Annotated in this window: 7 protein-coding genes and 1 pseudogene; 3 read left to right on the forward strand and 5 right to left on the reverse strand. The window is 63.1% G+C overall.

Annotated features, from left to right (window positions below; genetic code table 11):
• Positions 1-14: 14 nt before the first annotated feature.
• Genes casB through cas3 form a run of 3 tightly spaced genes read right to left on the reverse strand, consistent with a single transcriptional unit; the run spans position 15 to position 5,042 of the window.
• The gene (casB, locus tag QWY76_RS04390; RefSeq protein ID WP_290309885.1) at positions 15-671 is read right to left on the reverse strand and encodes a type I-E CRISPR-associated protein Cse2/CasB; all 657 of its coding nucleotides are present in this window, start codon (positions 669-671) and stop codon (positions 15-17) included.
• The gene (gene casA, locus QWY76_RS04395) at positions 668-2,356 is read right to left on the reverse strand and encodes a type I-E CRISPR-associated protein Cse1/CasA (protein WP_290309886.1); all 1,689 of its coding nucleotides are present in this window, start codon (positions 2,354-2,356) and stop codon (positions 668-670) included. Before casA ends, casB begins: the two co-directional genes overlap by 4 nt.
• On the reverse strand, positions 2,337-5,042 hold the full coding sequence (gene cas3 / locus QWY76_RS04400; RefSeq protein ID WP_290309887.1) for a CRISPR-associated helicase Cas3': 2,706 nt from the start codon (positions 5,040-5,042) through the stop codon (positions 2,337-2,339). The genes casA and cas3 overlap by 20 nt, the downstream gene beginning before the upstream one ends.
• A gap of 153 nt (positions 5,043-5,195) precedes the next feature.
• Between cas3 and QWY76_RS04405 the strand changes: the two genes are divergently transcribed.
• Both QWY76_RS04405 and QWY76_RS04410 read left to right on the forward strand, forming a co-directional pair.
• Positions 5,196-6,167, forward strand: a complete 972-nt coding sequence (locus tag QWY76_RS04405; protein WP_290309888.1) for a DinB/UmuC family translesion DNA polymerase — start codon at positions 5,196-5,198, stop codon at positions 6,165-6,167.
• Positions 6,168-6,357: 190 nt separating this feature from the next.
• A complete protein-coding gene (locus QWY76_RS04410; protein ID WP_290309889.1) occupies positions 6,358-6,855 on the forward strand; it encodes a hypothetical protein in 498 nt (165 codons plus the stop codon).
• Positions 6,856-7,210: 355 nt separating this feature from the next.
• On the opposite strand, the gene QWY76_RS04415 is transcribed toward QWY76_RS04410, so the two are convergent.
• Positions 7,211-7,405 carry an SOS response-associated peptidase family protein gene (locus QWY76_RS04415; RefSeq protein WP_290309890.1) on the reverse strand — a complete coding sequence of 65 codons (195 nt, stop codon included), beginning with the start codon at positions 7,403-7,405 and terminating at the stop codon, positions 7,211-7,213.
• A 174-nt stretch (positions 7,406-7,579) separates the two neighbouring features.
• On the opposite strand from QWY76_RS04415, the gene QWY76_RS04420 reads away from it, so the two are divergent.
• Positions 7,580-8,332: a hypothetical protein gene (locus QWY76_RS04420; protein WP_290309891.1), complete on the forward strand. Its 753-nt coding sequence runs from the start codon at positions 7,580-7,582 to the stop codon at positions 8,330-8,332.
• A gap of 374 nt (positions 8,333-8,706) precedes the next feature.
• Here QWY76_RS04420 and QWY76_RS04425 read toward each other — a convergent pair.
• Positions 8,707-8,830, reverse strand: a pseudogene (locus QWY76_RS04425) (IS5/IS1182 family transposase); the annotation flags it as partial.

The raw sequence follows: 8,830 nt of genomic DNA on the forward strand, positions 1-8,830 counted from the left end.
TCGTCGTTGACGGATCACTGGTTGTCTTGTCGATAGCCGGCCGCGGCACCGAAGTAGTCATTGGCCCAGATGAAACCCAGCCGCCGGGTGGGTTGTGGCGAGGCCCCACCCTGGTATTCACGCCACCACAGCGCGATGTTGTCGGCCAGGTGCACGACGCTGACGCCACGCTTGTCGATCAGCGCCAGGCCGCGGCGCAGGCGCTGTACCAGCTCCTCCGGTGTGCTAGACGTCATCAGTTGCTGAAAGCGCAGCTCGCTCATGTACGGCTTGCCGGTTTCGCGCTTCTGCCGACCGAGACCGGCTCCCAGCGGCATCCTGGGCTGTTCCTCGCGAAGCTCGGCCACCACCAGTGCGATGCAGGCCCAGGCCTGCAACCGCTGGTCCCGCTGTCTTTCCGGCTGATCGTCTTTCGCCGGCAACGAGCTCCATAGGTGGCGGAAGGCCTCCGTCAGCATCGCCGCCTCGATGGTGTCGCAGCGGCGCAGTGTCGCCCGCATGCCCTTGGGCCAAGGCGGGGCCGCGGTATGAGCCTGCAACGCCTCGGAGGACAACGTCAGGCGCTGCCACCAGCGCCGCAGGGCATCGGCTTCACTGCGCTTGATGGCATAGGGTCGTTCGGGGACGCGCGGCGGGGCCTCCGCCGCGGATGCGAGTTCCGTTTCACTCATGACACACCCTCTTCGGTAGCTGCCGGCTCGGCGATCAAGGCGAAGCCGCCGGTCTCGGCAAATTGACGAATAGCCTTGCTGCCCTTGCTGCGCCCGGCCAGGAAGCTCTGCAACTGACGCCGTGCCGCGGTCGCGCGCTGCAGATCCGCCGCCTCCAGCGCCCCGCTCAGTGCCTGCTCCTCGAATAGCGCCATCCCCTCACGCTTCAGCGTGCGGTACCACCGCTCGGCCACCTCGGAAGGCAGGCGCGGCGCGTCATCGGCCTCCGCCAGCGTCTGCTGGAAACCGTGTAACGCATGAAAGAAGGCGCCACGGGTGGCGTCGTAGAACGCCAGATCGATATGGGTCATGTCGCCCTTGGCGTCGGAAGGACGAGCGAACCAGGCATTCTTGACCTGGGTGCGCACCATCCAGGCCACCTGGCGGGCCAGGTCGGTGAAGCGCTGTACCCAGTCACGCAGTCGCTCCTGGTGCGCGGGAGGCACGGCCACCAGCGGCATCTCGACGCTGTACCAACCGCGCGGCTTCATGTTGTCCATGTCATAGCCGAAGGCCCACAGCCGAACATGCTTGAGCAGTGCGGCGATCTCTTCCCCGAAACGGCGCTCCTCGTCGACGACCAGCACCTTTTCCGAGACGTAGTCCTGCACCACCTGGGCGGGCAGCGCGCCGCTGGCGTTGGCATCGTGCAATACCAGGTTCGACCAGTGCTGATACCCCAGGCCGCCCGGCTGTCCTTTGGTGGACAGCGGTGGCTCATTGGGCTTCTTGGGGTCGCGACGATAAGGCGTCAGCGGATGCAGCCAGGGCCCGTCGTAGTTGGCGCCCTGCTTCTTGCCACGGATGCGACGCACGGCGCGAGTGGTTTCACGCCCACAGGTGTCGCAGCGACACGCCTCGTCCTCGAACAGCAGCCGAAAGCGACGCGGCATCGACCAGTAGGGGTGCAATGGATGCATGCCTTCGGGCAGCACCTCGGTGCCCTTCTTGTCGCTGACCCGGGTCGGCGCCATCCACAGGAACAGGCTATCGTCATCGACACATGGCTCCTGCCATGCGTGCCCGGACCGTGTCAGCGACCAGGGCGTCACGACGTTCAGCCACAGGCGAGACCAAAGGCTGGCGTCGGGTGATTCTGGCAACACCAGCGTGGTCAGCGGCCCGCCGCCTCTCAGACCGACGCGAATGCCCGCCCCGCCGGCCGGGGCATTGATCTGCATGGTGAACAGGGCCAGTGCCGCGCAGCCCTCGCACATCACCTCGGCACGCCCACGCTTGACGAAGAAGTCGGTGTTGTTCTTGATGCCGTTCGCACCGGGCGCATCGATCAGCAGGCCGCTGACCGTGGCGTCCTTGACGTCGTCGAGCGGATCGAGGTCCTGCATGAAGCGCGGTCCGTCGCCGTCCAGTTCGAAGGCGGCGGTGAAGGGTGCGAAGGCGACTTCCAGCTCCCCGATACCCGGCGGCTCGATAAAGCGGTCCAGCCAGTTACCTTGATCCTGCGGCGGCAGCGCGGTCTGCAACAGGCCGATCAGGAACTGATAGGCGGCGCCCTGGAAATCGGCCCGAGGCAGGGCAAGATCGACGATCTCGGGATCGGCCACCGCGGTGGGCGGCCGGTAGACGATGATTTCTTCCCTGGTGCGGAAAGGCAACCATGGATCGTTAAGCAGATTCACATCCATCCCCCTGGTTATCCGTGTTTGGTGAAAACCTCACCCCCCACTGCGCGTCATAGGCGCAATCGGTGTCGGCCTCGACCAGCCAGGGCCGGGTGAAGCGCAGTCCCTTGTAGCGTCCCTGAAGGGCTTCCCACTGGGCCTGATCGCCGGCAGGCAGCTCCGCCAGTTTTTCCGCCTGGCTCTGGCGCAGTTTCACCTGGCTGAGCATGGCGGCGTGGCGCTCACCCTCGACCCACAGCGTCAGCTCGTCATCGGCCGTACACTTGAGCAGCACGACGTTAAGCGTCGGTTCGTCGACCAGCCGCGTGCCGATCTCCAGTTCCTCCTGCCACTGATCGGCCTCAGGATGACGAAGATAGCCCTGCTCGAGTGACAGGGCGTTGAAGTTGGCCATCGAGACGGCCACCCCTTGCATGCCGCGCTGCTCCCACCTCGCCTCCTGCAGGCCATCCGGCACTAGGTCGGCGACCCGGCCGTAGACGCTCTCGATCAGCTCACGCGCCTCAGCGGGCATGCGAATCGCCCCGAGTTCGCGCAATACACGCTGGGTCAGCCATAACAAGGACGTATCGCGATAGACCGCTTGGGTGCCCGGCAGGGTGCGCTTGAGCCATTGCGCATCCGGCGCCTCGCTCCACTCCGGTGCCAGGATGGCGAGAACGGGGGCGCGGCGCGGGCCACGCCCATGGCGCTGCAGGCGCCCAGCACGCTGAATCAGCAGGTCGATGGGGGCCAGATCGCTGACCATATGGTCAACATCACAGTCGAGTGACTCCTGGAAGACCTGGGTGCTGATCAGCAGCTGTCCGCGACGCTGATCGGCGATGGAGGCCTTGCCCAGTCGCTCGATGACGTCCGACTCGATGCGTTGACGATCGGCCATCGCGAAGCGGCTATGGAACAGCAGGCAACGCTCGGGATCAGGATGGCGCTGGCGTAGCTGTTCATAGGCGCGGATGGCATCATCCACGGTGTTACGCACCCAGGCGACGCATTCTCCCGCCTCGACTGCTGCCAACACGGTGTCGAGCGCCTGCTCCTCCGAAGTCAGCCAATCGATGCCCACGTCCCGTGACATCTCGGGGCGCGTGGCCAACGGGACCTCCCGCGCCAGGTCATGGCCAACCTGGGTCAACAACGGAAACGCCTCCTCCTGCATCGAGACAGGTGCCTGCCCCAACCCCTCGAGCCACGCAGAAGCTAGGGCCTCGCGCATGCCATGCGGCAGGGTCGCGGTCAACAGGATGGCACTGCCGCCCTGACGGGCATGATGGGCCAGCAATTGATTGAGCAGGGTCTGCATGTAGTGGTCGTAGGCATGCACCTCATCGACGACCAACACTTTGCGCGCCAGGCCGTAGAGACGCAGCGACTGGTGCCGAAACGGCAGCAGCCCCATCAGCGCCTGGTCGATGGTGCCCACCCCCACATCGGCCAGCAGCGACTTCTTGCGCGAATCGGCCAGCCAGCGATTGCAGCGCGTCGTGGCCGTCATGTCGTCGCCGGCGTAGTCCAGGTCTTCCGGCTGCTCCGTGGCCACGGCCTTCACGAAAGTGTCGTTCAGTTCACGAGCGCCATGGGCCAGCACGAAGGAAGGACGAGACGCCACGGCATAGAAGCGTTGATGCAGATTCCCCAGTCGCTCATACATGGCGTTGGAGGTCGCCATGGTCGGCAATGCGAAATACAGCCCCTCCCCATGACCGGCCGCTAGCAGGCGCTGGGCGAGGATGCAGGCCGCCTCGGTCTTGCCGGCGCCGGTCACGTCCTCGAGGATGAACAGCTGGGGGCCGTCGCCGATGGGCAGGGTTTCGGCCTCCCTCTGCAGCGGGGTCGGCGTGACCGACTGGCTGCCGAACCAGCTAGCCAGACCGGCATAAGCCACCGGCTCGGGAGGCTGCGCAAAGCCGCTCTCTTGCAGCGCTTGCTCGGCACGTTCGAGCGCGATGGGCCAATACTCGGCCAGCGGCATCGGGTCCTGGCAGTAAGTGAAATGGTCGCGATTCGACCCCAGCCAATCGCTGAGAGTAGCCCAGCCGGCGATCGTCCAGCTCAGGTCGAGAAAGGCTTGTCGCCACTCGGGGGAGAGTAGTTGATCAACCGGCCAGTCGAGGTCGATCAAGTCGGCCCAGTCGGCGACGAACCGGTGGGCGGCTTCACTATCCGAGGCGCTGTTGTCGTGCCCGAAGAACTCCGTCGGCTCCAGCCGGCCGGGCTCCACCGGCTGGCCATGGTGGCCAAACATCGGAGCCAGGATGACCCGCAACGTCTCGCTGAGCTGTCGACGCGCCTTGCGATCGAGATCGCGGTCAGGCCAGCGCAGCGTGCCGTCCTGCAGCCACTCGATCCAGCAGGACTGCCATAGCAAGGCCCCCAGCCGGTCATGGCGCTCGGTATAGGCCAACCGCTCGATCGGGGGGGCCAGCTCGACGCCTTCCGGTCGGGCCACGCCCTGGAAGGCACGCGCGAACTTGCCGAGATCATGCAGGCCTAGCAGGAAGACGAAGAATCGCCGCATGGAGTCGGGAGGTAGACCAAGCTGGCTGGCCAAACGCTGGGCCAGGGGCCGTTGAGTCTCGAGCAGGTACCAACCCACGGCCGCCACATCCAGGCTGTGATAAGGCAGCAGATGGCAGCTATCACCGCCATCCACCGGCCTGGCCTTACCCCAGTAGAGGTAATACGACATCCTTGTCCCTCTCAGCATCTTGTCTGCTATTTCATACAAGCATTCTTAACCATCTTCTGCCACCCTGAAGGTTCATCCACGATACTTATCATCCCGGTCTTGATTCGGATCATCCCATGCCCCTGACCGGACACATCGTCGTCGCCTTACTAGATGTTCGTCCTGTTCGACGGCTTCAACGCCGCCCCCACCCAGGTCCTGGCGCGCACGCTCTACCGCAACGTGCGCCAGTTCACCGGTATTCCCGTCTGCGTGGGCGTCGCCCCCACCCGCACCCTGGCCAAGCTGGCCAACCGCGCGGCGAAGAAGCTGCCCGGCTATAACGGCGTGTGTGTGATCCCCGCCGAGGGCGACGAGACACGCCGCCTGCTCGAGCGCACCGCCCTGGGCGAAGTCTGGGGTGTCGGCAGGCGCCTGGTCGAGCGGCTGGCCATCCAGGGCATCGAAATCGCCTGGGATCTCCGTCAGGCCGACCCCAAGGCCATCCGCTGTCGCTTCTCCGTCACGCTGGAGCGCACCGTGCGGGAACTCCAGGGCACGCCCTGCATCGAGCTCAACGATACCGACCGGCCACGTGACCGAATCATGACCTCGCGCTCCTTCGGCCGCCTCACCGGCGATCTGGGCGAGCTGCAGGCAGCCATCCGCCAGCACGCCCAGCGCGGCGCCGAGAAACTGCGCCGGCAGGACAGCCTGGCCCGCGCCGTGCTCGTCTTCCACAAGACCAACCGCCATCGATCGGACCCTCCACAGTACTCCCCCCGCGTCGTGGTCGAGCTACCCGAGCCCTCCGACGACAGCCGATCAATCCTGACCGCCGCCCGGCAGGGCCTCGAGGCGATCTATCGCCGCGGGTACCGGTTCATGAAGGGAGGGGTGATGCTGCTCGACCTGATGGACACCAACCGCCAACAGCTCTCACTGCTCGACACGCCCGAGCGAGCCGCGCAGCGTGATCGAGATCACCAGCTGATGGCCGCCCTGGACGAACTCAACCAGGAGATGGGCCGCGGCACCGTGCGGCTCGGCATGCCCAGTCAGAACGCCGCTTGGCACCTGCGCTGCGCTCGCCGCACTCCCCGCTGGACGACCAACTGGCTCGAGCTACCCAAAGCCGCCACTTGACGTCCTATAAGCCAAGGCTAAAGTAAAGCTCGGGCTTGCCGATCAGACACTCTGGTCAGCGAAGACACTGCCCGCAGATCGAGCGATAGGTATGACCTCCCATCACGATGAGATGGAGGGAAACAACCTCTTGCCGACTGACAAAGGGCTTTCATGATGTAAAGCCGAAAAAAATCATAAGGAGTTGTTCATGAACGCAGGAAACGCGCGGGTGATGGGTTATGGCAAGCTACTGCTGGCAATGCTGGTGCTGGTGCTGATGACGGGCTGTGCGGCCAAGGCACCCTCCTCGGCCAACATGCAAGCCGATCTGCAGGGCTACACCCTCCCCCAGCAGCCGGCGGCCGATGAAGGCATGGTCTACGTGGTGCGCCCTGAGACGGTCGGCACCCTGGTACGCTTCAATGTCTTCCTGGATGACAAGGCAGATACCTCCGAGGTCGGTTACAACCGGGGTAACCAGCACATCTACTTCCCCGTCGAGCCGGGCCAGCACACCGTCTACTCCAAGGCGGAGAACTGGGCCTCCATCGATATCAATGTGGAACCCGGCAACACCGTGTTCCTTCGCCAGCACCCGAAAATGGGCCTGCTGATGGCCCGCAACACCCTCTCCCTGCTGGATGAGTTGGAAGGCACCTACTTCGTCAAGGAAACCGGGATGGGCACCCTCAAGCCCGCCGAGTAACCCCCCGGCTCGAGGGCCTTGCCGACCTGGCTCGGCAAGGTCTATCGCACCAACCCTTCCCCACCTCACGGCACGCGTCGACGTATCAGCACAGCCCCCATCGTCGATTTCCTACAGTCGCCGCCCGCCTGCGTTGCATACCTTGAAGGGGCAACAAGGAGGGCCAAGCCATGCCTGAGATCACACTGATGCCGGTGCCCAGAGGTCGGTGGGTGATGATGTGCCCGTGTGGGGCCACGGAGATCCGCGCGGAGGATGGGCCGAGGTGGGCAGCGTTCGACCTGGAGAAGGTCGATGGCAGGCGCTACCGCATCACCTGCCAGGCCTGCGGCCACGTCACGGAACACTTCTCGAATCAGGGAGCGATGGGCTCGATCAGATCCGCATCATCGTGAGTGGGCTTGTTGACCCGCGGGCTCACCGGCCAGTGGGTGAGCATCCCGGAGGGCAGGTGATGCACCACCTGGCGGATCGTCTCGCGGTCGGTCAGTTGAGGATCGAGCCAGGGCTCCAAGGTCTCGGCATCCGGGGTCAGCAACAGACTGTTCATCAAACGTATACAAATATAAACTTATATAGGGCTGTATTGCCCATTAACCCGGCACCCACCCTATCGAGCACTCGCCGCAGGGTAGAAGGCTCCGGCCCTAGCAGGGAACGAGCGCTTGCCGGCACCTAAACCGCAAGCCTAATGACGAAAAATACGATAAGGAAACGAAATCGCATGATGAAGAAGACCTTCCTGGCCGCTTGCATGGCCTTGCCCCTGAGCGCGTGCGGCGCCGATCATGTGGAAACCGTCAAAAACACCGCCATCGAAGGCATGGGCGAACAGACCTACGGCAGCATCCTCGACAACCGTACTGTCTGCACGAACCCACAGTGGTCGGAAACTGAGGACTCCTCGGGCACTACCATTGTAGAGTACCGCTGCACTCTGGAAGGTGGGGTCGCCTGGATGCAAAACGAGCGCGACGATGTGATCGAGGATCTGCGCAATCAGCATGAGGAGTATTTACAGCGCCACAAAGAATCGATCGAGCGGTATCAGTTGGGAGTGGACCGCGCACGCGCCAAACTGGCAGAGATGGAGCAGACCGGGGCCAGCCGTAGCGCCATCATCGGCCAGGGTCAAACTCTCAAGGTAGCTGAAGACTTCCTGGACATGAATATGGACACCCATAATAATATTGTCGCAGGCCACCAGGAGGAAATCGCGGAGGCCAACTCAATCTACGACGTCACCAGCGTTGTCGAGATCTACACATGGCAAGTCAGGGAAGATGCACCCGAACTGACCGCTGCAGAGCTGGTGATGGTAAAAGAGTCTGGTGAGGGAAAGCGTCGCGATTACAAAACCTATCAGGAATCGGATCTATTTGACGTGGTCGCCGAGAACGATATGGAGAAAGTTGAAGGTGCCGTCGATATCGACACGTATCTACTCCAGCTGCAAATGGATAACTTAGTGATGTAACGCAGGACACCCCATTCTTCACACTTCGAAGTGGGCTGGCAAATTCGCCAGCCCTTTTAATTTACAAAGGAAATGACGCTGACATGTATAAGGCGACAGCAGTGTTTATTGCTGCGAGCGGGCTGGTAGTTCGCGTTCCAGCAAGGAATTTCAATAAACTCTCATACCATCAGGAGGCCGACACACTAGCCATTCTGCCAGCATGTCAGCCATGTATATTGAGTATGTTCTCGCTTAGGGAACCACTGAACAATTCGCTTCTGGTCGGCTGAACCGTTCAGCCTGGCCAGACCATCGTCTCAGCGGTCATTGCTCGACCGTTTCAGATGGCCTGCTTTACCTGGCAGCCGGGTTTTCCAGCTGCCAGGCCAGATTCAAGACGCACTGGCCCCTTCAGCATCACCCTGGCACCTTCCCGCCATCACCAGGTTGCCGAGGGCAAACAGGGTGAGCAGCTGCGTCTGGTTCTTGACCAGCCCCTTGTAGCGCACCTTCCGG

Source organism: Halomonas maura (assembly GCF_030409305.1).
GTDB classification, from domain to species: Bacteria; Pseudomonadota; Gammaproteobacteria; order Pseudomonadales; family Halomonadaceae; genus Halomonas; species Halomonas maura.

Bases quoted from the DNA above. Each gene is read 5' to 3' on its own strand.
- casB (WP_290309885.1), bottom strand. From the start codon at position 671: ATGAGTGAAACGGAACTCGCATCCGCGGCGGAGGCCCCGCCGCGCGTC.
- casA (WP_290309886.1), bottom strand. From the start codon at position 2,356: ATGGATGTGAATCTGCTTAACGATCCATGGTTGCCTTTCCGCACCAGG.
- cas3 (WP_290309887.1), bottom strand. From the start codon at position 5,042: ATGTCGTATTACCTCTACTGGGGTAAGGCCAGGCCGGTGGATGGCGGT.
- QWY76_RS04405 (WP_290309888.1), top strand. From the start codon at position 5,196: ATGTTCGTCCTGTTCGACGGCTTCAACGCCGCCCCCACCCAGGTCCTG.
- QWY76_RS04410 (WP_290309889.1), top strand. From the start codon at position 6,358: ATGAACGCAGGAAACGCGCGGGTGATGGGTTATGGCAAGCTACTGCTG.
- QWY76_RS04415 (WP_290309890.1), bottom strand. From the start codon at position 7,405: ATGAACAGTCTGTTGCTGACCCCGGATGCCGAGACCTTGGAGCCCTGG.
- QWY76_RS04420 (WP_290309891.1), top strand. From the start codon at position 7,580: ATGATGAAGAAGACCTTCCTGGCCGCTTGCATGGCCTTGCCCCTGAGC.